The organism is Chachezhania antarctica, assembly GCF_003646465.1.
GTDB classification, from domain to species: Bacteria; Pseudomonadota; Alphaproteobacteria; order Rhodobacterales; family Rhodobacteraceae; genus Chachezhania; species Chachezhania antarctica.
This window is the reverse complement of record NZ_QZEX01000015.1, coordinates 66678-90849: the sequence shown is the minus strand read 5'-3', so window position 1 is coordinate 90849 and position 24172 is coordinate 66678. Positions and strand designations below refer to the sequence as shown.

Genomic DNA, 24172 nt, shown 5'->3' with positions numbered 1-24172 from the left:
CGACCCTGAAATGGGCTGCGCATCATCAGACCCGACGCAACAACCCGTCAACTGACGGCCTTCCAAGCCCTTCAGGCTGCGCCAACTGCTCCATAGTCGAGAAAACAGTCAAAAATCGAGGTGCCCAAGACTAACTCGGTCTTTGAGGCGACCGCGCCCCTCCTTCATCTGCCTAAGCGAATTTGACGGCAGGCGAAAACTGACCCGGCTTAAAAAGTACAACAAGAAATGGGTGAATTTCTCATTTACAATTGCCATGGATATCATCGTTGCCGTACTTTTGATTAGTCTTGAGGAGCGAATTGCGGCGCTGTTCTAGCGCATAAGAAATAGTGCCTCCTATTTTCCGTGCCTCGACTAAATTTCAAGCTGGGAAAGCTGTCACCCCTGCGGCAAAGCAAAATTCGCATGCGCCGAAACGAACCATGTCTCTCCGATGCGGCGGAAGACGGTCAGGCGGGGGGCTTCGTGTTGCAGTTCCTTGCCGTCGACCGTCTCGGTGATCTGCAGGACATAGCTGACCACGCGGATGTCGCCTTCGCCCGTGACGACGAAGTCGGTGGCGTCGGGGATCGACGTGATCTTGGGGAAGTTGTTCTGAACGTAGGACGCCGCGTCGTGCTGCGTGCCGCTGCCGCGGACGATCTGGAATTCCGGGGCAAGGACGCTCGCCACCGTGTCGGCATTGCCCGAGGCGACGACCCCAACCCATGTGCCCACCATCAGCGCCGCGTCGTCGGCTTCGATCCCGTCGGCCAGGGCGGGGGACGTGGCGAGAGCGGCCAGCAGGGCCAGCGTGCGGATGGGTTTCATGGGTTATCCTCCAGTGTTGCGGCAGAGTTTAGATAGCTCTGCGGCAGGAGGACAGGATTTTTCGTGTTTGGCGTGTATCTGGGGAGATGAGCGGCCGCGGATGGTGCGTGCGGAGCACGCACCCTACGGGGGCAGTTGTGCGTAGGGTGCGTGGTTGCCACGCAGCGTTGCCCCGCCCCTAGCTGTCCATTTTCAGCGCCGAGATGAACGCTTCCTGCGGAATGTCCACCTTGCCGAACTGGCGCATCTTCTTCTTGCCGGCCTTCTGCTTGTCCAGCAGCTTGCGCTTCCGGGTCGCGTCGCCGCCATAGCATTTCGCCGTCACGTCCTTGCGCATGGCCGACAGCGTCTCGCGCGCGATGACCTTGCCGCCAATGGCCGCCTGGATCGGGATCTTGAACATGTGGCGCGGGATCAGGTCCTTCAGCTTCTCGACCATCGCCCGGCCGCGCTGTTCCGCCCGATCGCGGTGCACCATGGTGGAAAGCGCGTCCACGGGTTCGTCGTTCACGAGGATCTGCATCTTCACCAGCGAATCTTCACGGTAGCCGATCATCTGGTAATCGAAGCTGGCATAGCCCTTGGTCACCGATTTCAGCCGGTCGTAGAAATCGAACACGACCTCGTTCAGCGGCAGATCGTAGACGACAAGCGGGCGGCTGCCAGCATAGGTCAGCTCCTGCTGGATGCCGCGGCGGTCCTGGCACAGCTTCAGCACGTCGCCCAGGTAGTCGTCGGGCACCATGATCGTGGCCTTGATCCGCGGCTCCTCGATATGATCGACATGGGTCAGGTCGGGCATGTCGGCGGGGTTGTGCAGTTCCAGCACCTCCCCGTCCTTCATGAATACATGGTAGACGACCGACGGCGCGGTGGTGATCAGGTCGATCCCGTATTCGCGTTCCAGCCGGTCGCGGATCACTTCGAGGTGGAGAAGCCCAAGGAACCCGCATCGGAAGCCGAAACCCAGCGCGGCGGAGGTCTCCATCTCGTACGAGAACGAGGCGTCGTTCAGGGCGAGCTTCTCGATCGCGTCGCGCAGGTCTTCGAATTCGGCGGAATCGACGGGGAAGAGGCCGCAGAACACCACTGGAACGGACGGCTTGAAGCCCGGAAGCGCCTTGTCGGTGCCCCTCTTTTCATGGGTGATCGTGTCGCCAACCTTGGTGTCGCGGACCTGCTTGATCGACGCGGTGATGAACCCGATCTCGCCCGGGCCCAGCTCATCGACATTCTGCATCGCGGGGCGGAAGACGCCGATCCGGTCGATCTGGTGCACGGTGCCGAAGCGCATGAACCGCACGCGGTCGTTCTTCTTCATCACGCCGTCCATGATCCGGACGAGCACGACGACACCCAGATAGGGATCGTACCAGCTGTCGACCAGCATGGCCTTCAGCGGTGCGTCACGGTCGCCCGAAGGCGCGGGAAGACGGTGGCAGATCGCCTCCAGCGTCTCGTGGATGCCAATGCCGGACTTGGCCGACACCAGCAGCGCGTCGGAGGCGTCGATCCCGATCACGTCCTCGATCTGCGCCTTCACCCGGTCGGGTTCCGACGCGGGCAGGTCGATCTTGTTCAGGACCGGGATGATCTCGTGATCCGCATCGATGGCCTGGTAGACGTTGGCAAGCGTCTGCGCCTCGACCCCTTGGGTGCTGTCGACCACCAGGAGCGAGCCTTCGACCGCGTGCATGGAACGGGAGACCTCGTAGGCGAAATCGACGTGGCCCGGCGTGTCGATCAGGTTCAGCACGTAGAACTCGCCATTGTCGGCGATGTACTCGATCCGGACGGTGTTCGCCTTGATGGTGATGCCGCGCTCGCGCTCGATGTCCATCGCGTCGAGCAGCTGTTCCTTCATCTCGCGTTCGGACACCGTATTGGTCGATTGAATCAACCTGTCGGCAAGCGTGGACTTGCCGTGGTCGATATGGGCGACGATGGAGAAATTCCGGATATGCGCGAGGTCTGTCATGGAACGTGCATATGATCGTGAACGCCGGGCCGGTCAAGCGGGACGCGCCTGCCAGCGATAGAAGATTGATCTGAAGCCCCGATTGACGGTATCTAGGACGCCATAAGGCGGAAAACCGGCAAAGCCGGGCCGCCACGGATCCGGGCAAACCGGGCCGGACGTGCAAACCAGATGGGCAAGAGGCAGTCCATGAAAAATTCGATTATCTTACTCTCTCTCGGTCTGTGTCTGGCCGGGGCATGCGCAAACGCAGGCGGCGTTGTCGAGCGGGCCTGCCGCGAGTCGGAACGCACCGCGGCGTCCGACAGATTGTGCAGTTGTATACAAAACGTTGCGCAAAAGACGCTTTCGTTCTCGGAACGCCGCAAGGTCGCCAAGTGGTTCCGGGATCCGCATCGGGCGCAGGAAACCCGGCAGTCGGATCGCGCCCGTGATGAAGTCTTGTGGAAAAACTACAAAAAATTCGGCGATACTGCGCGGAGAACCTGTGGTTGACCAAAACTGTCGTCTTTAACCTTGACCCCGTGCACTGTGCCATTAAGGAACAGCGCGGGGGGAATGGCAGGACGGCAGAATGCTGATCAAGGGTGTGACGTTGCGGGGGCTCGAGGTGTTCGAGGCGCTCGCCAGTACGGGGTCGGTCGCTCAGGCGGCGGAACGGACCGGGCTTAGTCAGCCGGCGGTCAGCCAGCAGTTGCGCAATCTGGAACAGGCGCTGGGGGTCGATCTTGTCGATCACGGTCGTCGCCCGATGCGCGTGACGCCCGCCGGACGCGCCTTCCTGTCCCGCACCGAAGCGGTTCTGAGCGAGCTTCGCCTTGCCCAGAACGAACTGACGGTGATGGACCTGGGCGATCTGACGACGCTGTCCATCGGGCTGATCGACGATTTCGACAATGACCTGACCCCGCGGCTGGTGACCGAACTGGCGGATTCGCTGTCGCGCTGCCGGTTCAAGCTGATCACGGCCTCCAGCCGCGAGATTTCCGCCGCGATGAAGGCCCGCGAATTCCACATCGCCGTGGCCGCCAGCACGGGCGAGGCGATGGACGGGGTGACGGAATACCCGCTTGTCGAAGACCCGTTCATCCTTGTGACGCCGGCCGGCTGGGTCAGCGATCCGGAAAAGATCATTTCCGATATCCACGGCCTGCCGCTGCTGCGTTATGCCCGCGAACAACTGATCGCACAGCAGGTCGAAGGCATCCTGACCCGGCATGGCCTGCAGTTCGACGACCGCTTCGAAATCGGCAGTCACCTGGCCCTGATGGCCATGGTCGCGCGGCGCGTCGGCTGGGCGATCACGACGCCGCTGGGCTACATGCGCGCCACGCGGTTCCACGATGCGATCGACGCCTATCCCCTGCCCTTCGGCAACGAGGGCCGCAAGATCTCGCTTTTTGCCGGAACCGACTGGACCGACCGCGTCCCCCGCGACGTGGCCGACATGATGCGCCGGCTGGTGCGCAGCCAGATCACAGAGCCCGCGACTGCGAAGCTGCCGTGGCTTTCGGGTTCGCTGGAAGTCATCGGGAAGTAGTCGGACGCTCAGGGGAGCGAGCCGACCCAGCGTTCGCTCGATCATGCAATTTTGCACGCCCCGATATGCGCCGGCGCATGGCCCTTTTTTTGGTGCCTTTGCTTTCCTTTGGGGCGGGTCTCATGCAGATCATGCAGAAGGCAATTGATGGAGGGTTTGAATGGCCGGTCTCTTTTTCGACGAGTATCACGAAGGGCAGGAGTTCCAGCACGAGCTGCGCCGCACGGTGTCAGAGGCGGACAACACCATGTTCAGCCTGATGTCGATGAACCCGCAGCCGCTGCATATCGATGCGCATTTCGCCGAGCAGACGGAATGGGGCCAGCGGTTGTTCAACTCCATGTTCACCTTCGCGATCCTCGTGGGCCTGTCGGTGCAGGACACGACACTGGGCACGCTGGTGGGCAACCTGGGCTTCACGGATGTCGTCTTCCCGAACCCGGTCTTTCACGGCGACACGCTGCGCGCGGAAACCACGGTGACGATGCTGCGCGAGAGCCGCTCGAAGCCCGACCGGGGCATCGTGGAGTTCGAGCACCGCTGCTACAAGCAGGACGGCACGCTGGTGGCCAAGTGCAAGCGCACGTCGCTTCTGTACAAGAAACCGCAGGGGGACGCGTGATGCGCAGCTTCCTGTTCGTCCCCGGCGACAGCGAACGCAAGTTCGGCAAGGCCCGCGATGGCGAGGCGGATGCGCTGATCCTGGATCTGGAGGATTCGGTGGCCCTGTCCGAAAAGGACGCCGCCCGCGGCATCGTGGGTCGGATGCTGGGCCAGAAGCGCGAAGGGCAGAAGCTGTTCGTGCGGGTCAATGCGCTGGACACGGGGCTGACCTTGGCCGACCTGGCCGCCGTGATGCCCCATGCGCCCGACGGGATCGCGCTGCCGAAATGCGAAGGCCCGGAGGATCTGAACCGCTGCGCCCACTACCTTGCGGCGTTCGAGGCAGCGCATGGGCTGGGAGAGACACCGATCCTTGCGATTGCCACCGAAACGGCCGGATCCCTGTTCACGCTGGGCACGTACAAGGGCTGCGATCCGCGGCTCTGGGGCCTGATGTGGGGGGCAGAGGATCTGGCGGCCTCGCTGGGCGCCAAGGAGAACGGCGCACGCGAGGGCTATCACGAGCCGTTCCGGCTGGCGCGGAACCTGTGCCTTGCGGGGGCGGCGGCGGCGGGCGTCGTGCCGGTCGACACGATCTGCGCGGTGCTGGACGATCTGTCCGTGGTCGAGGCCGAGGCCAACGCCGCGCGCCGCGACGGGTTCGGCGCCAAGGCAGTGATCCACCCGAAACACGTGGCCCCGGTGAACGCGGCCTTCACGCCGACGGAAGATGAACTGAACTGGGCCGAGAAAGTGCTGGCCGCCTTCGCCGCCGACCCCACGGCGGGGGTCGTGCGGATCGACGGGCAGATGATCGACAAGCCGCACGAGCGCGCCGCGCGCAAGATCATGGCGATGGCCGGGCGGGACTGATACCGGGAAGGATCGCGCCTCTCGCGCCCCACCCGCCCGCCCCGGCGGTCGAGGCGCGATGGGCGCATGCGCGCCCGGGTCATTCCCCAGTGCGACCGGACCCAAGCCGCGCGCGGAGGTCTGTCTTAAGGACCTTGCCGTAATTGTTCTTCGGCAGCGCATCGACGAAGATGTACCGCCTCGGCTTCTTGAAGCGCGCAATCCGGTCGGTGCAGGCCCGGTCCAGATCGGCCTCCTCGGGCCTTTGCGTGGCGGCCACGACGAAAGCCACCACGATCTCTCCCCAGTCCGGGTCGGGCTTGCCCACGACAGACACTTCGCTGACGCCGGGATGGGTCAGCAACGCTTCCTCGACCTCGCGCGGATAGATATTGGTTCCGCCCGAGACCACCAGGTCCTTGGCGCGATCCTGCAGCGTCAGGTAGCCGTCCGCATCCAGCCGCCCCAGGTCCCCGGTCCAGAGCCAGCCGTCGCGGAGCGCCTTCGCGTTGGCCGCGTCATCGTCCAGATAGCCCAGCATCACCGTCGGTCCCCGCACCACAATTTCGCCGGTCTCCCCGTGCGGTTTGGGCCGCCCCGCATCATCGACCACGCGGACCTCGGCCACCGAATGGGCCCGGCCGACCGAGCCCAGGCGCCTGTCCCGGTCGGGATGGGACGCATCGGCCAGGTCTGCACGCGACAGGGCAGTGATCGTCATCGGCGTTTCGCCCTGTCCGTAGATCTGGACGAATTTCGGCCCGAAATGATCCAGCGCCTCGCGGATGTCGGCGACATACATCGGCCCCCCGCCATAGACGATGGTCTTGATCCCATGGCCCCTGTCGACCGCAGCCCGGGCCGCGGTGACAAGGCGCTTGACCATGGTGGGTGCCGCGAACATCGACACGGGCCCCAGCCTACGGGCCAGATCCAGAATTTCGGCCGGATCGAACCCGCCGCTTTCGGGCAGCACGTGGCGGGCGCCCCGCAGCACGTGAACGAAATTGTAAAGCCCCGCACCGTGGGACATCGGCGCCGCGTAGAGCGCGGCATCGCGGGCATGAACGTCGTCGACATCCGCGAGATAGCCGAGCGACATGGCCATCAGGTTCCCCGCGCTCAGCATCGCGCCCTTGGGGCGGCCGGTGGTGCCCGAGGTGTAGAAGATCCAGACAGGATGGTCGGCGCCCAGCGGATGGGGATGGCCCAGGGGCGCCCGTGCATAAAGATCGGCCGACGGCCCGATCAGTTCGGCGTCGACGCCGGCCCCTGCCAGCGCCTGGTGGTCCGTGGCAAAGACAAGCCGCGCCGACGCATGACCGGTGATCCAGGCCACTTCCCGCGGATGCAGCTTGCCGTTGACCGGAACGGCTGTCGCGCCTGCATACCAGATACCGTAAAGGGTCGGCAGGTAATCGGGACCGTTGGGCAGGAACACGGCGACCCTGTCCCCGGGACCGATCCCGCGTTGCGCCAGAAGCGCACCGACCGACCCGGCCATCCGGGCGAACCCGGCATAGTCGCAGATCTGGCGTGCGCCGTGAAACAGCGCCGGCGCCTCCGGCACGGCTTTCGCCGTCCGGGCCAGCCATTCTGCAGGGTTCATCCTGTCCCTCCTCGTTCCCGCACGGAATGATACCGCGGCGCCTCGCGCTGTAAATCCGGGAACACGGATGAAAGACGCCGCGCGCCCGAAACCCGGTCGGGGGCGTCAGCCCAACTGGAACCTCGGGGTCGATTTCGTAAGTGCGATCTCGTCCTCGCTCATGGCTTCCGGGATCGCCTCGAACAAGGGCGTCGACATGTAGCGCTGCCCCGTGTGGCTGCTGCGTGATGCACCGCAACGGTCCGGCCACCGGAACCGATCAGGCGCCTGGTCACCCTATGTCAGGTCAGGCAGGAACGGCCCGGGAAAAAGCGAGGTGCCCGCGAAGCGCAACGGGCCGGCGATCTGTGCCGGCCCGTCAGCAAAGGTCAGACGCCCAGGCACCAGCGCAGGATCGCCTTCTGCGCGTGAAGCCGGTTCTCCGCCTCGTCGAAGATCACCGATTGCGGACCGTCCATCACTTCCGACGTCACCTCTTCCCCGCGATGCGCGGGCAGGCAATGCATGAAGAGCGCGTCCGACCCCGCCGCCTCCATCAACCGCTTGTCGACCTGGTAGGGCCGCAGCAGGTTGTGGCGCCGTTCGCGCGCCGACTGGGCATCGTGCATCGAAACCCACGTGTCGGCCACGATCAGGTCTGCGCCTTCGACCGCCTTGTAGGGATCGCGTTCGATCAGGATCTCGCTGCCCTTCTCGCGCGCATAGGCCACATCGGCCGCGGCCGGGTCCAGCACCTGCGGACCGGTGAAGGTCAGGTCGAACCCGAACTGCCCGGCCGCGTGCAGGAAGGACGAACACACGTTGTTGCCGTCGCCCGTCCAGACGACCTTCTTCCCGGCGATGGGGCCGCGATGTTCTTCGAACGTCATCACGTCGGCCATGATCTGGCAGGGATGCGAGGCGTCGGTCAGCCCGTTGATCACCGGCACGTCGGCGGCTTCGGCCATTTCCGTCAGGACCGAGGGATCGAAGGTCCGGATCATGATCAGATCGACGAAGCGCGACATCACGCGGGCGGTGTCGGCGATCGTCTCCCCATGGCCCAGCTGCATGTCGGACCCCGACAGCACCAGCGTCTCGCCGCCCATCTGGCGCACGCCGACGTCGAAGGACACGCGCGTCCGGGTGGATGGCTTTTCGAAGATCAGGGCCACCACGTGACCCTCCAGCGGCCGGGTGTCGTCCGCCGCGCCGCGCGGGCGGCCGGCGCGGGCCGTCTTCATGGCGCGGGCATCTTCGATCATCTGCCGCAGGTCGGTCGGGTCGGTGGTGTGAATATCCAGAAAATGGTTCATGTCTGTCCGTCGATCAGGCCGGAGACCGCCGCCGTCCTTGGGCTGGCGTTCTCCGGGCAGTTGGGCTTGTTTATCCGGCTGTCAGGGCCGTTGCGGCGGCGCCGAGGCGCGCGATGGCTTCGCCGATTTCGTCCTCGGTCAGGTTCAGGGGCGGGATGAGGCGGATGATGTTGTCCGCCGCAGGCACGGTGATGACCCCGGCCGCATAGCCCGCCGCCACGACTTCACCCGCGGGCGGCTTGCATTTCAGGCCCAGCATCAGCCCGGTGCCACGCACCGATTCAAACACCTCCGGGTGATCCGCCACCAGCCCTTCCAGTCGCTGACGGAACAGGCCCGCCCGGCGGTTCACGTCGGCCAGGAAATCCGGATCGCCCACATGGTTCAGGACCGTCAGGCCCACGGCACAGCCCAGCGGGTTGCCACCATAGGTCGACCCGTGGGTGCCCGCGACCATGCCGCTTGCGGCCTCTTCGGTGGCCAGCACGGCGCCCAGCGGGAAGCCCCCGCCGATGCCCTTGGCGACCATCATTATATCCGGCGTGATCCCGGCCCATTCATGGGCAAAGAGCCGCCCCGTCCGGCCCACGCCGCACTGCACCTCGTCAAGGATCAGCAGCAGGCCGTGCGTGTCGCACAGGTCGCGCAGCGCCTTCAGTTCGGCATCGGGCAACACACGAATACCGCCCTCGCCCTGGATCGGTTCGATCAGGATGGCGGCGGTAGTGTCGGTCACCGCGGCCTTCGCAGCCTCCACCGCGTTCTCCCACGGGAGATGCACGAAACCGGGCAGCACGGGCCCAAAGCCCTTGACCATCTTCTCGGCCCCAGACGCGGCGATGGCCGCCGACGACCGGCCATGGAACGAGCCATCGAAGGTCATGATGTCGACCTTCTCGGGCTCACCCTTCTCGTAGAAATACTTCCGCGCCATCTTCACGGCCAGTTCGCACGCCTCGGTGCCCGAGTTCGTGAAGAAGACCGTGTCGGCAAAGGTCAGATCGACCAGCCGGTTCGCCAGCGCTTCCTGCTGCGGGATCTTGTAGAGGTTCGACACATGCCACAGCTTCGACGCCTGATCGGAAATCGTGGCAACCAGATCGGGATGGGCATGGCCCAGCGCGTTCACGGCAATGCCGGCGCCCAGGTCCAGAAAGCGTCGCCCGTCCTTCTCGATCAGCCAAGCGCCTTCGCCGCGCTCGAATTCGAGCGGCGCACGGTTATATGTCGGCAGAACGGACGGGATCATGAGATTTTCCTCTGATAAGTCCCAGGACAGGCCACAGAAGTGCCGGATGGGGCTGGGAACGTCAACGAAATGTAAGGGAAAGTCAGGTCGTACGGGCATTGGCCCGAGCGCCGGGGCGCTTCAGGCTGTGCGACGTCGGCGTCGCGAGGCGATATTGGCAATACCAGTGACCATGGCGCGGCTTTAGCGCTTGCACACGGGAAAGGGAAGTGGGAATTGCAGTACGCTGCTGCCGGGCTATGGGGCCTGTACCTTGTAACTCCGCCCCGAAAGACTAATATGTCGGTCTGGCGAAAGCCAAGCTTGATGAAATTGACGGCGGGCGCCTTCCGGGTTGTCCGCTATACGAGATGGGGTTGGCATGTCCTGGACCGACGAGCGCGTTGAACTGCTCAAGAAAATGTGGGGCGAGGGTCAATCCGCCAGTCAGATCGCCAAGGAACTGGGCGGCGTGACCCGCAATGCCGTGATCGGGAAGGTGCATCGCCTGGGCCTGTCGAACCGCACCGGCGGACCGGCGGCGGCGGCAAAGCCCGCAGCGGCGGAAGCAAAGCCTAAACCGGCCAGCAAGCCCGAAGCGGTGCAGCCGGAAGCGGCGCCCGAAACGGCCAAGGCCGAAACGGCCGATGCCGCGCCCGAACCCGAAGCCCGGCCCGCCCCTTCGGCGCCGGTCAACCCGCGCAAGCAGATCGTGCCCGCGGGGCAGCCCCTGCCGCCACAGCCATCGGCCAATGAAATCAGCCCCGAAGCGCTGGCCAAGGTCAGCGAAGTCGAAAAGGGCGCACTGAAGCTGACGCTGATGGACCTGACGGAACGGACCTGCAAATGGCCCGTGGGCGATCCGGCGACGGAAGATTTCTGGTTCTGCGGCCTGCCTGCCCAGCCCGGCAAGCCCTATTGCGAAGCCCATGTCGGCGTCGCCTTCCAGCCGATGAGCGCACGCCGCGACCGCCGGCGGTAATCACACGATCGAACGGCGCCGTGCTGTGTTGGCGCGGCGTCACTTCCCCGGGTAACAGCTTCCCGCTGGCAGCTTACCCTTGCGTCATACATCTCCCCCTTTCTATCTGAACCCGACCGCACGCCTCATTTGCGTGCACGGGCGGGGGAAACCGTGACATGACCGAAACCGCACAGGCCGAAGGCCCGCGCGCCTTCTGGAGCCGTTCGAACATCGCCGGCGCCATCGGCAACGTTCTGGAATGGTACGATTTCGCGATCTACGGCTTTCTTGCGCCGATCATCGCCAAGCACTTCTTCCCCGCCGACAGCGAAACCGTGAGCCTGATCGCCACCTTCGGCGTCTTCGCCGCGGGCTTCATGATGCGCCCCATCGGCGGCATCGTCATGGGCCATATCGCCGACACGTTCGGCCGGAGACTGGCGCTGACGCTATCGGTGGGGCTGATGGCCATCCCCACGACGCTGATCGCGTTCCTTCCGACCTATGCCGCGGTCGGCGTGGCCGCCCCCCTGCTCCTGACCCTCTTCCGCCTGTGCCAGGGCCTGTCGGTAGGCGGCGAATACACCAGCTCGGCCACCTTCCTTGTCGAAAACGCGCCGCCGAACCGCCGCGGCCTTGCCGGATCGTGGAGCGTCACCGGCGCTGTTCTGGGCCTTCTTCTGGGATCGGGTGTTGCGACATTGCTGTCGAACCTGCTGTCCGACACAGCGATGAGCGCGTGGGGCTGGCGTGTGCCGTTTCTGCTGGGCATCGTGCTGGGCCTCGCCGGCGTCTACCTGCGCCGCCATGTCGAGGAAACGCTGGTCGCACCCGAAGTCGACGACCTGGAAGGCAATGTCGAAAAGCAGGTGCCGCTGGTCGATGCCGTGCGCAATCACGGGGCCGACATGCTGCGCATCATCGGCATCTGCGTGATGAGCTCGATCGCCTTCTACGGCGGGTTCGTGTTCCTCGTGACCTACCTTGTCGAATACAACACCGTCACCCAGCGGCTGGCGCTTGACCTGAACACGATCAGCCTCGTGGTTCTGGTCGTGCTGCTGCCGGCCATGGCCTACCTGTCCGACCTTGTCGGACGGAAGACGATGCTGCTGGCCGGCACCCTCCTGATGGGGCTGGGCGCCTACCCGGTGTTCTGGCTGCTGCACCATGACAACGGCACGCTGATCCTGACGGGCGAGCTGATCATGGTCGCGATCATCGCCGTCTTCAGCGGCTGCCTGCCCACCGCGATGTGCGAGCTCTTCCCCGGCAGGATCCGGGTGACGGCGGTGTCCGTTGCCTACAACCTGCCCTATGCCGTCTTCGGCGGCACCGCACCGATGGTCGTCACCTGGCTGATCGGGGCCAGCCATGACGACCTTGCGCCGGCCTACTACATCATGGCCGCGTCGGCCGTTTCTCTCGTGGCTGTTCTGACGATGCGCGAAACCTTCCGCGAACCGCTGCGCTGACGGCAAAAGGCCGGCTGTTCCCAGCCGGCCTTTCCCGCCTGACGGCCCAGCGCCCGCATTGTCCGGGGGGACAGGTCGGGTGCAGGCGCGTTCTGTGGCCGTCGAGGCCCGGGCTCAGTCCGCGACGGGACCGGGCGAGGTGTATTTCGGGATCGTGCTGGTCGAGGCCGGCGTGGGCTCGATATCCACCCAGTTGCCTTCCGACAGGTCGAGGTTGCCGGGAATGTCTTCCTCCCAGAAGCCCACGACGACAGGCGTGATGTTCAGGTACAGCTTGTCGTCGACGATCCGCCACAGGTGCGGATTGCCCGGCACCTTGCCACCCTTGGCCACGCCATAGGCGCAGTGCCCGTCATATTGCGGCGCGTAATAGTCCGGGTTTTCCAGGAATTTCGCGCGGTTTTCCTCGGTCGAGAAGGCAAATGTCGCGCCGTTGTGCTCGGCGGTGATGTCCGCCTTGCCCCGCACGGCTTCGGGCTGGCTCTGGCCCGGCGGGGCCTGTTCAAGGTCGCGGTAGGCCACGACATCGTATCCCGAAACGGCGTAGCCCGTCTCATCGGTGTACTGGTCGCCGGCAAAGGCGGCGGGCGCGGCGAAAAGGCCGGCGGCAAGAATCATGGCAAATCGGTTCATGGTCGGCACGAAAGCTCCCTGTAAGGACTGGATCCGTTCGCGCCGCAGGAAATATCGCGGCGCCTCATCACCCTAGACCGGGCCCGGCGCCGGCCACAGTGGGTCTCTCACCCTCGTGACAGCCCGACATCGCTCGTGATGCCCCTGAAATAGAAGCGTGATCCGCACACGTCTTTGGTCTTCAAATACCTTTGAGGGAGTCCGTCCGCAGGACGGACGGGGGCAAAGCCCCCTCCCCGCTCACCGCAATTTCGGCGGCTTGGAAGGATCGCTGCCCGGCGCGGTGCGGTTCAGCCCTTTCGAGACCGGCAGGTCGAACCGCAGCCCCACCCGCGCCAGCCGTGCCGCCATCGGCTCCGACGCGCCAAAGAACGCCACGTCGATGGCGCCCGCTTCTATCCCCGAGAAGACCAGGGCCTCGGCCACCGCCCGGCTCAATGCCGTCTCGGCACCTTCGGTCGCGTCGATGAAGGCCAGCAGGTGCCCCGAGGCGCCGCTTTCGTAATCCACCGCCGTCAGATAGGCCATCTGCGCCAGCCCCGCGGCGCTGGCCAGCTTGGTATCCAGCCCCGACAACAGCGCCTCGGGCACGCCTGCGGGCGAACGGAGTTCCGAGATCTGCGCCTCTTCCGCCACCGGCGCGCCGGAATGGGCCTGCGCCAGGATGTCCGACAGCCATGCCAGCGCATCGGGCGGGATCAGGATCGACGACGGCGCGACTTCAAGGTTCAGGCCCAGACCGATCCCCTGCCCTGACAGCAAGCCCGCCAAGGCCCGCCCCGGGATCGCCACGTAGCGCACCGAGGCGCCGGCGAAATCGGCCAGCCGTTCGACCCGGTCGAAGGCCAGGGCGAACTGGCCGTCGGCCACGTTGAAGATGTCTGGGCTGATCGCGTCGCCCTGCGGATCGGCGGCCAGCATCAGGAACAGCTCGTTGTCCGCGACGCGTTCGAAGAAGCGCAGCCGCGCGGCATCGTCGTCGGGCGCGGCCTCCATCGCGGCATGGGCCAGGTCGATAGGTGTGGGATCGGTCATGAAAGTACCTCTGCGACCCGGGCACGCAGAACCGGCAGAAGCTCGGTCTCGAACCAGGGGTTTTTCTTCAGCCAGCCGGTATTGCGCCACGACGGATGGGGCAGAGGAAAGACCCGCGGTGCATGATCGCGCCAATTCGCCACGGTCCGGGTGACGGAAACCTGACGGCCCATATGCCAGCGATGGGCATGACCGCCAACCAGGATCTTCAGTTCGACGCTGTCCAGCGCGTCCATCACCTGTCCGTGCCACGTGTGCGCACAGATGGGCGGCGGCGGCAGGTCGGCCTTTTTCGCGTTGTAGCCGGGAAAGCAGAAGGCCATCGGCACCACCGCCACGCCGGACAGATCATAGAACGTCGCTTCGTCGATCCCCAGCCAGTCGCGCAGCCGGTCGCCCGACGGATCGGTGAACGGCCGGCCCGAGGCATGAACCCGCGCACCCGGCGCCTGCCCTGCCACCAGCATCCGCGCGCCGGGGCGGAACCAGACCACCGGGCGCGGCGCATGGGCGGTGGCGGTCGCGGCAAAGCGTTCGGCGCAGATCCGGCAGGCGCGGATCCGGTCGGCAAGCGGGTCGTGGGTGGGAATGGGTCGGCCGAGGTCGCTCATGCCGCGATAGATGGGGGCAGAGGCCGGGATTGGCCAGTACCGCCGGTGCCGGAACGGCTCCCGCACCTTTGCACCGGAGCGGATAATCGGATTTGGGCCGCCCATGTGTCGCGTCTGGATCGCCGCCCGCCCGCTGGCCTTGGCCGGCCCGAAGGCATGCGCAGCATCGGCCCGGTCGTGATCGACTTCGTCGTTGCCATCGGCTTTACCCTGGCGCTGTTCAGCTTCGGGGCGGTTCTCAGCTTCTTTTCCGGTGCCGTCTGCCAGGTCGAAACGCAAAACGCCTGAGACCGGCAAAGGTCTGAAAAGAAAAGCGTCGCGTTCCTGTGAGCGCGGCGCTTGTGCTTATGGATTTGTTTCCCGTTTCGGCATAAATTGACCTGCGGTGCCTGAAAACTGTTTCCGGGCGTCCCCGAAAGGTGTGACCGAATGGCAGAACGTGAGTGACCAGAAAGAACGCCTCTCCACGGCAAACGCGGATGATCGAGTTTTCGAATGTCAGCAAGAGCTTCTGGACCGGAACACAGCGGAAGGTGATCCTCGACCGCGTGTCCTTCCGGGTCGAACTGGGGCGCAGCCTTGGGATCCTCGCACCGAACGGCACCGGCAAGACGACCCTGATCAACATGATGGCCGGGATCGAAAAACCGGACGAGGGCGTGATCCGGCGCACCTGCAACGTGTCCTTCCCGCTTGGCTTCATGGGCGGCACCGTCTCGCGGATCTCGGCCAAGGAAAACAGCCGCTACATTGCCAAGCTGTATGGCATGGATCCGGATTACGTCGAATCCTATTGCCGCTGGCTGTGCCACCTGGGCGAATATTTCGATCAGCCGATGGGCACGTATTCATCGGGCATGAAGGGGCGGTTTTCCTTTGCCCTCATGCTTGCGCTAGACTTCGATATCTATTTGATCGACGAAGGCATGCCCGGATCGACCGATGCCGAATTCAACCGCAAGGCCGCCAGCATCCTTCGCGAACGGCTGGAGACGACGACAATCGTGATCGTCTCGCATTCGCCTGCCACGCTGGAGAAATTCGCCAGATCCGCGGCTGTCCTTCGCAACGGGCAACTTTACATGTTCGACACGCTAGAAGAAGCGAAACAGCTTTATGACTACCAAACCGAAGGCTAGGAAGTTCCGCATCCGCCGCAACCCGGCGGCGGCAGGCAACGCGGCCCCGGAAACTGTCGAGACCGAGGCTGGCCGCGATCCCCGTCGCGTCGCCCCGCCGCCGGATGGCGCGTTCTCGGCCCCGAAGGCCGATCCCTACGTCACGGATGCGGCACAGCGCGCGACCCCCCGGCCCGAACAGCCCCCGCCACAGGATGATCCCACGACGTCGCCCAAGCGCGACGAGACCGAAGCACAGCCGACCCCGGCCGAAGTGGAAAACGAGGCGATCCGACAGGAAGGGCTGACAAGCCGGCAGTTGCGGATGGCGCGCCGGGTGGCACAACGTCACGATCTGCCCGCCACATCGGACGAGGACGCCGTCCGCCTGCTGCGGCAGAACGGGATCGATCCGTTCCGCCACGCCAACATGCTGGAACTTGTCGTGCCACGGAAGAAGGATGGCGAGGCCCGCGTCCAGCTTCCCCAGACGGTCGAGCAAAAGCCCGATCTCCTGCCATCGACCGAGCTTGACCCGGCCCGGCGCCGCGAACGCGAGATCAGCGAGATCCAGCGCGACATCGTCCGCCGCCGCCGCCGCACGCTGGCGCTTCTGGCGGCGCGGCTTGCCTTCTTCGTGGGGCTGCCAACGCTGATCTGCGGGTACTATTTCTACAACATCGCCACGCCGATGTATTCGTCGGACAGCGAATTCCTGATCCTGCAGGCCGATGGCGGCAGTGGCCAGGTGGCCGGCCTGCTGACAGGCACGCAATTCGCGACCTCGCAGGATTCCACCGCCGTCCAGTCCTTCCTTGAATCCAAGGACGCGATGGTCAGGCTCGACCGCGATGCCGGTTTCCAGGCGCATTACTCGCAGCCCTGGATCGACCCGATCCAGCGCCTGCCGGCCGATGCCTCGACGGAGGAGACCTACAAGACCTACAAGAAAGCCGTGAAGATCGGCTACGATCCGACCGAAGGCGTGCTGAGGATGGAGGTCACGGCGGCAAATCCCGAGACGGCCACCGAATTCTCGCGCCGGCTGATCTCCTACGCGGAAGACCGGGTGAACGACATGAGCCGTGAAAAGCGCGGCGACCAGATGGAGGACGCCGAAGAGGCGCTGGCCGTCGCCGAACAGGACCGCCGCGACGCACAGGAAGCGCTGATCAAGTTGCAGCAGAAGAACGCGCTGATCGACCCGGAGGGCCGGATCGCCAGCCTTCGCACGATGATCAGCACCTTCGAGACCCAGCTTGAGGAAAAGGAACTGGAACTGGCCGCGCTGGAAGACAACCTGCGCCCGAACCAGGCCAAGGTCGACGGGGTCAAGGGCGACATCCGGCGGCTGACCAGCAAGGTGGCCGAGCTGAACGATCGCATGACCCAGGCCAACCAGGGCGAGGAATCGCTGGCCAGCATGTCGGTGCAGATGCAGATGGCGCAAGCCGATCTGGCGACGCGGGACATGATGATGCAATCCGCGCTGCAACAGGTCGAACAGACCCGGATGGAAGCCAACCGGCAGGTCCGTTACCTGACGATCTCGGTCCAGCCCATCCCCAGCGAGGAGCCAAGCTCTCCCCGCAAATTCGAAAACACGGTTCTCGCCTTCCTGATCTTCGGGGGCATCTACCTGATGATCTCGCTCACCGCTTCGATCCTGCGCGAACAGGTCAGCACCTGACACGGCTGCGCGAGGGGCCTTTCCAGCCCTGCGTGCGCTCGTTATAGCGCGCGCATGGTACAAAACCCGCCCGAGCTTCGCCCCGACCTTGCCCCCGCCCCGCGGATGGACGACACCCGCCGTGACGGGCAGCCCCGGATCGGGATGGTGTCGCTCGGGTGCCCGAAGGCGCTCGTCGACAGCGAACGCATCCTGACGCGGCTGCGCGCCGAAGGCTACGGGATCTCGCCCGACTATTCCGGCGCCGACGCGGTGATCGTGAACACCTGCGGGTTCCTTGACAGTGCGAAGGCGGAATCGCTGGATGCCATCGGCGAGGCGCTGACGGAAAACGGCCGCGTGATCGTCACCGGCTGCCTGGGCGCCGAGCCCGACTACATCCGCCAACACCACCCGCGCATCCTGGCCGTGACGGGCCCGCACCAGTATGAACAGGTGCTGGACGCGGTGCATCTGGCGGTGCCGCCGTCGCCCGATCCATTCGTGGATCTGTTGCCCGCGGCGGGCGTGAAGCTGACGCCGCGGCACTTCTCTTATCTAAAGATATCAGAAGGCTGCAACCACAAGTGCAAGTTCTGCATCATCCCCGACATGCGCGGCCGGCTGCAATCGCGCCCCGCCCACGCCGTGCTGCGCGAGGCGGAAAAGCTGGTCGAGGCCGGGGTGAAGGAGCTGCTGGTGATCTCGCAGGATACCAGCGCCTATGGGCTCGATCGACGCCACGAGCCGCAGACATGGAAGGACCGCGAGGTTCGCAGCCACATCACCGATCTGGCCCGCGAACTGGGCACGCTGGGCGCGTGGGTGCGGCTGCACTACGTCTATCCCTACCCCCATGTCCGTGACCTGATCCCGCTGATGGCGGACCCGGCCAACGGCGTGCTGCCTTACCTCGACATCCCGTTCCAGCACGCGCATCCCGACGTGCTGAAGCGCATGGCCCGCCCCGCGGCCGCCGCCAAGACGCTGGATGAAATCGCCGCCTGGCGGGCGATCTGCCCCGACCTGACGCTCCGGTCGACCTTCATCGTGGGCTACCCAGGAGAGACCGAGGCCGAGTTCCAGACTCTTCTGGATTGGCTGGACGAAGCGCAGCTGGATCGCGTCGGCTGCTTCCAATACGAAAATGTCGCTGGCGCGCGGTCGAACGCCTTACCGGATCATGTCCCGGAAGAGGTGAAGGCCGAACGTTGGGACCGGTTCATGGAAAAGGCACAGGCGATTTCCGCCCGGAAGCTGGAAGCCAAGGTCGGCCAACGGATGCAGGTTCTGGTGGACAGCGTGGAAGACGACGGGGCCACCTGCCGGACAACCGCCGACGCGCCAGAGATCGACGGCAACCTGTTCATCGATGAGGGCTTCGAAACCCTTCAGGCCGGGGACATGGTCAACGTCATCGTCGACGAAGCCGGCGATTTCGACCTTTGGGGCAAGATCGAGAACTGAAGCAGAACATGTGCTTTCGGATATTCAATATTTCAGGTAGTTGCGCGTCTTATCTCGCGCGATTCACGTCATCGCCATTCGATTTTCCGACGCTCCAGAACGCCTGAGCGCATGACGATCTCCGACACCTCATGTTCGCGCCGATAGGCCATGACATGAACGCCGGACACACCCGAGATCTCGCGCACCTGTTGGATCAGTTCGACGGATATGCGCTTGCCCTCCTCGACCGGATCGCTGGCCTTTTCCAGACGGTCGATCACGTGGTCGGGGATGTGGATCCCCGGCACACGCGCCCGCATCCACCGCGCGCCCTTGGCCGACGTCGCCATCCCGACGCCCGCAAGGATGTACGCACGTCGATGGAGGCCCAGTTCACGGACCCGGTCCATGAAGCGTTCGAACCGTGGGATGTCGTAGATCAGGTTGGTCTGGATGAAATCAGCGCCCGCGTCGATCTTCTTGCCCAGCCGGTCGGCGCGCCATTCCAGCGGGTCGACGCACGGGTTTTCGGCCGCGCCAAGGAACAGCTTCGGCGGGGTGGTGATCTTGCGGCCGGACAGGAACACCGCATCGTCGCGAAGGGTCCGCAGCGTGCGCAGGAGCGAGATCGAATCGAAGTCGAACACCGGTTTCGCGCCCGGCTGATCGCCTGCCGAAACGTCATCCCCCGTCAGGCACAGCACGTTGTGCACGCCAAGGGCCGACGCGCCCAGCACATCCCCCTGGATCGCGATCCGGTTCCTGTCGCGGCACGACACCTGCAGCACTGGCCCGTACCCGGCCTGCACGAGCAGGGCCGAGATCCCCAGCGATGACATATGGCAGTTGGCACCTGACGCATCGGTGGCGTTGATCGCGTCGGCGACCTCTCCCAGGGGGCGCGCGGCCTCGTACACGTCCTCCGGGTCGGCGCTGTCGGGCGGGTTCAGTTCGGCCGTGATGGCGAAACGGCCCGACCGCAGGACCTTCTCCAACCGGCTTCCGGTGCGCGGAGCGTCATCCATCCTTGCGACCGGGTTCGGGCGCCAGGGGGGCCGAGGTGGGTTCTGTCTTGCGGGCGCCGCCGAAGGCCCCGGCGATGGTCGTGCGGCGGGGCTCCTGCGCTTCGCGCCGTTCCTCAGCCTTTTCGCGGGCGACACGCAGCCACGAGGACGAGCCTTTCAGGGAATGATCGACAGGTGGCAGGACCGTCTTGATCCGATCCCCGCCCTTCATCCTGGCCGCACCGTCCCAGCCTTCGACCCAGACACAGCGCATGTCGGGCTTCACCTCGCAGTACCCGCCCGGGCGGACGCCGCCGCACGGGCCGTTGCGCAGGGTCTTGGGGCAGTTCATCGGGCAGGACATGCCGGTCGAGGATAGTACGCACTGCCCGCACATCTTGCAGTCGAACAGCAGTGATTTGGTCAGGTTTTCCATCGGCCCCACCACGCGTTCAACGCGGGTGTAGCCCAGCCGCCGAAAGACGGGGTCCAGTGCGACCATGACCGTTTCCAGCATCCCGTAGAGACGCTCGAATCCGCGGGCATGGCGGGTCGCGAAGAGTCGGATGCGGTACATGTCACCTTTGCCGTTCTGGGTCGCGGGACAGTGTGCAGCAGTCTAGGGCGCGGCCCGGCCTGCACAGCCGGGCCGGCAGGATCAGGCCGTCAGGCCTTCGGGTTCGGGCAGGCCGTTGGCGCGGCAGCAGGCGGTGATCGTGTTGGCCAGAAGGCAAGCGATGGTCATTGGGCCTACGCCGCCCGGCACAGGCGTGATGGCGCCTGCGACCTTGGACGCGCTTTCGAAATCAACGTCGCCCACCAGCTTCGTCTTGCCGCCTTCGCCTTCGATCCGGTTGATTCCCACGTCGATCACCGTGGCGCCCTCGCCGATCCAGTCGCCCGTCACCATCTCGGGCCGGCCGACGGCCGCCACGACGATATCGGCCGCGCGGACCACATCCTGAAGGTTCTTCGTCCGGGAATGCGCGACGGTCACGGTGCAGCTGTCGCCCAGCAGCAACTGCGCCATCGGCTTGCCCACGATATTCGACCGGCCCACGACAACAGCGTTCAGCCCCGAGAGCGAGCCCAGATGGTCGCGCAGCAGCATCAGGCAGCCCAGCGGCGTGCAGGGGACCATGCTTTTCTGTCCGGTGCCCAGCAGCCCGACATTGGAGATGTGGAACCCGTCGACATCCTTGGCCGGATCGATCGCGTTGATCACCAGGTCGGAATCGAGGTGATCCGGCAGCGGCAATTGAACGAGGATCCCGTGGATCGAAGGATCGGCGTTCAGATCCGCGATCAGCTTCAGCAGGTCTTCTTCGGACGTGTCCGGCGAAAGCTTGTGCTCCACCGACAGCATCCCGGCTTCCTTGGTCTGCTTGCCCTTGGACCGGACATAGACCTGGCTGGCCGGATCTTCACCCACCAGAACCACCGCCAAGCCCGGGGTCAGCCCATGGTCGGCCTGCAGACGCGCGACATGGTCGGCCACCTTGGCCCGAACCGTCGCTGCAAAAGCCTTCCCATCAATAATCTGTGCCGTCACGGTCTTCTCCTTCAACCCATTGGCCTGTCCATTGGCCTGTACGTCCGCCCTGCGCCGGGACCGGAGCATACCCCCCGGCCGTTTAGCGAAAATCGATCCGAACCCATACCGAAATCACCCGCAATGCCCCAGCCTTGCCATTTCTGCATAGCGGCAATGCTGACGCAGCATTTGCCGTTCGCGCCGCAACGCGGCATAAGTTGGTACCAGATATACCAGATGAAAAGGTGCCAGTCATGGCGAACACCGTTACACACCCCACTCAGGTCAACTTTGGTCAAGCTCTGCTTTTTCCGCTGCGGGCACTGGTTCTGGCCATCGAATGGATTCGTGAAGCCAACCGTATGGCAAACGAGTACACCCACCTGTCGCACAAAACCGACGCTAGCCTCGCCAAGGCCGGCTTTTCGCGTGAAGATCTGCCGAAGGTCGTTGTCTCCCGGGCGAACGGCTTCTGGAAGTTCCCCTGAATGCTTGGCGGTCCGGGTTGCCGGACCGCCAGCCGCTTCACGTGACGACGTTGCTCGGTTCGCCACGGTAGAAGTTTTCAAGATGATCGCGGACCTGATTCCACAAGGTCTGCATCGCCTCCTCGCTGGCCCAGGCCACGTGCGGCGTGACGATCACGTTCGGGCGATCCAGTACCGTTAACAACGGGTTATCGTCCGCCGGCGGCTCGGACGTCAGCACGTCGAAGCCCGCGCCGGAAATCCAGCCCTCGTCCAGCGCCTTGACCAGATCGCCTTCGTGCACCAGCCCCCCGCGGGAGCAGTTCACCAGAAGCGGTTTCTTCTTCATCTTCCGGAATTCAGGCTCGGCGATCATGTTCTTGGTCGCGGGCATCAGCGGGCTGTGCAGCGTGATCACGTCCGCGGTTTCCAGAACCTCGTCCCATGGCGTGTAAAGCGGGCCAAGCCCCGACACGCCCTTGTGCGCGGCGAACTGGACCTTCATGCCAAAGGCCCGCGCCAGTGTCGCGACCCCCTGCCCCAGCACGCCTTCACCGACAATGCCGATGGTCGATTCGCTCAGATCCTTGATCGGATGCGTGAAGAAGCAGAACTGCCCCGACCGCTGCCATTCGCCGTCGATCACGTCCTGACGATAGCCCACGATGCTGCGGCGCAGCGCGAGGATCAGGGCGAAGGTATGTTCCGGCACGGTGTTGATCGCATAGCCGCGCACGTTCGACACGACGATGCCACGCTCGCGGCAGGCTTCCAGGTCGAAGGCGTCATAACCCGTCGCCGGAATCGCGATCATCTTCAGCTTCGGCGCCTTTTCGATGCTGTCGCGGCGGATCGGCACCTTGTTCGATATCGCGATATCGGCGTCTGCCAGACGCTCGGCCACCTGGTCCGGCGCGGTCTGTTCATAGACCACCCATTCATGTTCGAAAGACGGGCGGTGCAGCTCGACAGAGGGGCCAATGGAGCCCCGATCAAGAAAGACGATGCGCATGTATTGGGCCTATTTCGTAGAAAAAAGCGGCGCGCGACCCCCGAGGGGACGACGATCGCGCGCCACAGGGGGGGAGTTATTCGGCGGCCAGTGCCGCGGCCTGCGGGGTTGCGGCGTAGTAATCGACCGCCGCGCCAACGCCCGCCCCGGATTGGAACGGAATGCCCACGTCCCGCATCGCCAGTTCTGCGCCGCCCAAGGCCTGCAGGACCATCAGTTCGTTCATGTAGCCCAGATGGCCGATCCGGAAGACCTTGCCCGCCACTTTCGACAGGCCCGCGCCCAGCGACAGATCGTACTTCTTGTAGGCGGTCTGGATCACGTCATTGGCGTTATAGCCTTCCGGCACAACAATCGCGCTGACCGTGTCGGAATACCATTTCGGCTCTTTCGCGCAGAGCGTCAGGCCCCAGGCATCGACCGCAAGGCGGCAACCTTCGGCCAGCCGGTTGTGGCGCGCCCAGACGTTTTCCAGCCCCTCGCCCAGCAGCATGTCGAGCGATGCGCGCAGGCCGCGCAGCAGCGTGGTGGCCGGCGTGTAGGGAAAGTAGCCGTCCTTGTTCGTCTTGATCATGTCGTCATAGTCGAAGAACGTCTTCGGCAGCGTCGATTTAGGTCGCGAATCCAGCGCCTTCTGGCTGACACCGACGATCCCCAGACCGGTCGGCAGCATGAAACCCTTCTGCGAGCCCGAAACGGCCACGTCGACGCCCCATTCTTCCATCCGGAATTCGATCGAGCAGATCGAGCTTACACCATCGACGAACAGCAGCGCGGGGTGGCCGAGGCTATCCAGGACGTCGCGGACGGCCTTCACATCACTGTTCACGCCCGTCGCGGTTTCGTTCTGGGTGACCAGAACGGCGCGGATTTCGTGGTTCTTGTCGGCGGCAAGCTTCTGTTCATAAAGCTCGATGGGAACACCGGTGCCCCAGTCGCACTCGATCGCGTCTACGACCAGGCCGAAACGCTGGCACAGGTCGACCCACAGGTGCGAAAACTGTCCGAAGACCGATGCCAGGACCTTGTCACCGGGCGACATGGTGTTGACGATCGCCGATTCCCACCCGCCGGTGCCCGAGCTGGGGAAGATGAAGACCTGCCCGTTTTCCAGCATGAAGGCCTTCTTCAGGTCGGCGAACAGCGGCAGCGTGAATTCCGGGAAATCAGGCGCGCGGTGATCTTCCAGTGCCACATCCATCGCCCGACGCACTTCGAAGGGCATGTTCGTCGGGCCGGGAACGGCCAGTCCATTAAAACCAGACATTTGTGGTTCCTCGCAT

Annotated in this window: 25 protein-coding genes; 12 read left to right on the top strand and 13 right to left on the bottom strand. The window is 64.6% G+C overall.

Going from position 1 to position 24172, the window contains the following annotated elements:
• Positions 1-381: 381 nt before the first annotated feature.
• The gene (locus tag D4754_RS21270) at positions 382-813 is read right to left on the bottom strand and encodes a nuclear transport factor 2 family protein (RefSeq protein ID WP_121067860.1); all 432 of its coding nucleotides are present in this window, start codon (positions 811-813) and stop codon (positions 382-384) included.
• Positions 814-991: 178 nt separating this feature from the next.
• Entirely contained in the window at positions 992-2791 is a 1800-nt protein-coding gene (gene lepA / locus D4754_RS21265) for a translation elongation factor 4 (protein WP_121067858.1), read from the bottom strand.
• A 189-nt stretch (positions 2792-2980) separates the two neighbouring features.
• On the opposite strand from lepA, the gene D4754_RS21260 reads away from it, so the two are divergent.
• From D4754_RS21260 to D4754_RS21245, 4 genes are all read left to right on the top strand, one after another.
• Complete coding sequence (locus D4754_RS21260) at positions 2981-3286, top strand: hypothetical protein (protein WP_121067871.1); 306 nt, start codon at positions 2981-2983, stop codon at positions 3284-3286.
• Positions 3287-3365: 79 nt separating this feature from the next.
• Positions 3366-4331: a LysR family transcriptional regulator gene (locus tag D4754_RS21255; protein ID WP_121067856.1), complete on the top strand. Its 966-nt coding sequence runs from the start codon at positions 3366-3368 to the stop codon at positions 4329-4331.
• A gap of 160 nt (positions 4332-4491) precedes the next feature.
• Complete coding sequence (locus D4754_RS21250) at positions 4492-4953, top strand: MaoC family dehydratase (protein ID WP_121067854.1); 462 nt, start codon at positions 4492-4494, stop codon at positions 4951-4953.
• Positions 4953-5807, top strand: a complete 855-nt coding sequence (locus tag D4754_RS21245; protein ID WP_121067852.1) for an HpcH/HpaI aldolase/citrate lyase family protein — start codon at positions 4953-4955, stop codon at positions 5805-5807. Before D4754_RS21250 ends, D4754_RS21245 begins: the two co-directional genes overlap by 1 nt.
• A gap of 79 nt (positions 5808-5886) precedes the next feature.
• On the opposite strand, the gene D4754_RS21240 is transcribed toward D4754_RS21245, so the two are convergent.
• The gene (locus tag D4754_RS21240; RefSeq protein WP_121067850.1) at positions 5887-7395 is read right to left on the bottom strand and encodes a class I adenylate-forming enzyme family protein; all 1509 of its coding nucleotides are present in this window, start codon (positions 7393-7395) and stop codon (positions 5887-5889) included.
• Between the two features lie 67 nt (positions 7396-7462).
• On the opposite strand from D4754_RS21240, the gene D4754_RS24605 reads away from it, so the two are divergent.
• Complete coding sequence (locus tag D4754_RS24605; RefSeq protein WP_276208640.1) at positions 7463-7597, top strand: hypothetical protein; 135 nt, start codon at positions 7463-7465, stop codon at positions 7595-7597.
• A gap of 166 nt (positions 7598-7763) precedes the next feature.
• Here the strand turns inward: D4754_RS24605 and argF are convergent, their stop codons facing one another.
• Positions 7764-8690 (bottom strand): ornithine carbamoyltransferase, encoded by a 927-nt coding sequence (argF, locus tag D4754_RS21235; protein ID WP_121067848.1) that lies wholly within the window; start codon positions 8688-8690, stop codon positions 7764-7766.
• A gap of 70 nt (positions 8691-8760) precedes the next feature.
• Positions 8761-9939, bottom strand: a complete 1179-nt coding sequence (locus D4754_RS21230; protein WP_121067847.1) for an aspartate aminotransferase family protein — start codon at positions 9937-9939, stop codon at positions 8761-8763.
• 361 nt (positions 9940-10300) lie between these two features.
• Between D4754_RS21230 and D4754_RS21225 the strand changes: the two genes are divergently transcribed.
• Positions 10301-10900, top strand: coding sequence for a GcrA family cell cycle regulator (locus D4754_RS21225; protein WP_121067845.1), 600 nt, complete (start codon positions 10301-10303; stop codon positions 10898-10900).
• A gap of 158 nt (positions 10901-11058) precedes the next feature.
• Positions 11059-12357, top strand: a complete 1299-nt coding sequence (locus D4754_RS21220) for an MFS transporter (RefSeq protein WP_121067843.1) — start codon at positions 11059-11061, stop codon at positions 12355-12357.
• Positions 12358-12471: 114 nt separating this feature from the next.
• Here the strand turns inward: D4754_RS21220 and D4754_RS21215 are convergent, their stop codons facing one another.
• The 3 genes from D4754_RS21215 to D4754_RS21205 form a co-directional block, all read right to left on the bottom strand.
• A complete protein-coding gene (locus D4754_RS21215) occupies positions 12472-12990 on the bottom strand; it encodes a YHS domain-containing (seleno)protein (protein WP_121067841.1) in 519 nt (172 codons plus the stop codon).
• 240 nt (positions 12991-13230) lie between these two features.
• Positions 13231-14025: an SseB family protein gene (locus tag D4754_RS21210; protein WP_121067839.1), complete on the bottom strand. Its 795-nt coding sequence runs from the start codon at positions 14023-14025 to the stop codon at positions 13231-13233.
• The gene (locus tag D4754_RS21205) at positions 14022-14636 is read right to left on the bottom strand and encodes a uracil-DNA glycosylase family protein (RefSeq protein ID WP_121067869.1); all 615 of its coding nucleotides are present in this window, start codon (positions 14634-14636) and stop codon (positions 14022-14024) included. Before D4754_RS21205 ends, D4754_RS21210 begins: the two co-directional genes overlap by 4 nt.
• Before the next feature lie 105 nt (positions 14637-14741).
• Between D4754_RS21205 and D4754_RS21200 the strand changes: the two genes are divergently transcribed.
• The 4 genes from D4754_RS21200 (at position 14742) to rimO (ending at position 18890) form a co-directional block, all read left to right on the top strand.
• Positions 14742-14924 carry a hypothetical protein gene (locus D4754_RS21200; protein WP_121067838.1) on the top strand — a complete coding sequence of 61 codons (183 nt, stop codon included), beginning with the start codon at positions 14742-14744 and terminating at the stop codon, positions 14922-14924.
• 191 nt (positions 14925-15115) lie between these two features.
• Positions 15116-15775, top strand: a complete 660-nt coding sequence (locus D4754_RS21195) for an ABC transporter ATP-binding protein (protein WP_121067836.1) — start codon at positions 15116-15118, stop codon at positions 15773-15775.
• Entirely contained in the window at positions 15753-17444 is a 1692-nt protein-coding gene (locus tag D4754_RS21190) for a KpsE/RkpR family capsule polysaccharide export protein (RefSeq protein WP_121067834.1), read from the top strand. Before D4754_RS21195 ends, D4754_RS21190 begins: the two co-directional genes overlap by 23 nt.
• 54 nt (positions 17445-17498) lie before the next feature.
• Positions 17499-18890: a 30S ribosomal protein S12 methylthiotransferase RimO gene (gene rimO, locus D4754_RS21185; RefSeq protein WP_121067831.1), complete on the top strand. Its 1392-nt coding sequence runs from the start codon at positions 17499-17501 to the stop codon at positions 18888-18890.
• A gap of 68 nt (positions 18891-18958) precedes the next feature.
• Here rimO and D4754_RS21180 read toward each other — a convergent pair whose 3' ends face one another.
• From D4754_RS21180 to folD, 3 genes are all read right to left on the bottom strand, one after another.
• Positions 18959-19897 carry a methylenetetrahydrofolate reductase gene (locus tag D4754_RS21180; protein WP_121067828.1) on the bottom strand — a complete coding sequence of 313 codons (939 nt, stop codon included), beginning with the start codon at positions 19895-19897 and terminating at the stop codon, positions 18959-18961.
• Positions 19890-20453 (bottom strand): methylenetetrahydrofolate reductase C-terminal domain-containing protein, encoded by a 564-nt coding sequence (locus D4754_RS21175; RefSeq protein WP_121067825.1) that lies wholly within the window; start codon positions 20451-20453, stop codon positions 19890-19892. The genes D4754_RS21180 and D4754_RS21175 overlap by 8 nt, the downstream gene beginning before the upstream one ends.
• 81 nt (positions 20454-20534) lie before the next feature.
• Positions 20535-21428 (bottom strand): bifunctional methylenetetrahydrofolate dehydrogenase/methenyltetrahydrofolate cyclohydrolase FolD, encoded by an 894-nt coding sequence (folD, locus tag D4754_RS21170; RefSeq protein WP_121067867.1) that lies wholly within the window; start codon positions 21426-21428, stop codon positions 20535-20537.
• Positions 21429-21664: 236 nt separating this feature from the next.
• Here folD and D4754_RS21165 point away from each other — a divergent pair, with 236 nt between their 5' ends.
• Entirely contained in the window at positions 21665-21898 is a 234-nt protein-coding gene (locus D4754_RS21165; protein WP_121067822.1) for a hypothetical protein, read from the top strand.
• Positions 21899-21935: 37 nt separating this feature from the next.
• Here D4754_RS21165 and D4754_RS21160 read toward each other — a convergent pair whose 3' ends face one another.
• Together D4754_RS21160 and D4754_RS21155 are read right to left on the bottom strand one after the other, a co-directional pair.
• Positions 21936-22889 (bottom strand): D-2-hydroxyacid dehydrogenase, encoded by a 954-nt coding sequence (locus D4754_RS21160; protein ID WP_121067819.1) that lies wholly within the window; start codon positions 22887-22889, stop codon positions 21936-21938.
• 76 nt (positions 22890-22965) lie between these two features.
• Positions 22966-24156, bottom strand: coding sequence for an aminotransferase class V-fold PLP-dependent enzyme (locus D4754_RS21155; RefSeq protein ID WP_121067816.1), 1191 nt, complete (start codon positions 24154-24156; stop codon positions 22966-22968).
• Between the last annotated feature and the right edge of the window lie 16 nt (positions 24157-24172).